This is a genomic window from Acidovorax sp. KPB24-07, from assembly GCF_057543315.1.
On record NZ_BAAJYS010000839.1, the window covers coordinates 1 to 760 of the forward strand.

Below are 760 nucleotides of genomic sequence, written 5' to 3' on the forward strand. Positions count from 1 at the left end.
GCCCCGGGCCCGCCGTGGCGGCCCAGGAACTCCGTGCGGTCGGCCGTCCACGCCGTCTGCTGCCCGCGCAGGTCCGCGAAGGCCACCCGGCCGGCAAACGCCATGTCCCAGGGCTTGTGGGCGAGCAGGGCGCCGCTGCCGGCATCCACCGCGGTCACGATGAACGGCGCCGACGCGCCGCGCGAGGTGCCCAGCACCCATTCGGCATAGGCCGTGACGGTCAGGCGCCGGGCCTTGCCCGAGGTGTTGCGCAGGGTGAGGCGCGAGATCTTGACGGGGTCCTCGCCGGGCACGTACTGCAGCAACTCCAGCCCCAGGCCGCGCGCCGCGTGCGCGAACCGGCTGTAGCCGTGGCCATGGCGCGCTTCGTACAGGCCATCGTCGCCCAGCGGCTGCGCCGTGGCGGTCCACGCTTCGCCCGTGGCTTCGTCGTGCACGTAGATCGCTTCTCCCGACGGATCGCTCACCGGGTCGTTGGACCACGGGGTCAGCTGGTTCTCGCGGCTGTTGGTGCACCAGGTGCAGGTGCTGCCGCGCTCGGACACCTGGAACCCGAACCCCGGGTTGGCGATGACGTTGATCCAGGGCGCCGGGGTGGCCTGGCCTGCGCCCAGCCGCACGACATACTCCCGCCCGTCCAGGGCGAATCCGCCCAGGCCGTTGAAGAACTCCAGGTCGTCGGATGCCGCTGGGGCGGGTGCCGCGCCAGGCGCCAGCGGGGAGAGCGGCGGCACCCAGGCCGGCCGGGCGGGGGCCGGTC

General features: G+C 73.8%; 1 protein-coding gene. It reads right to left on the reverse strand.

Going from position 1 to position 760, the window contains the following annotated elements:
* A partial coding sequence (locus AC27IQ_RS26175) for a hypothetical protein (protein ID WP_487091389.1) occupies positions 1-760 on the reverse strand: 760 nt, incomplete at both ends.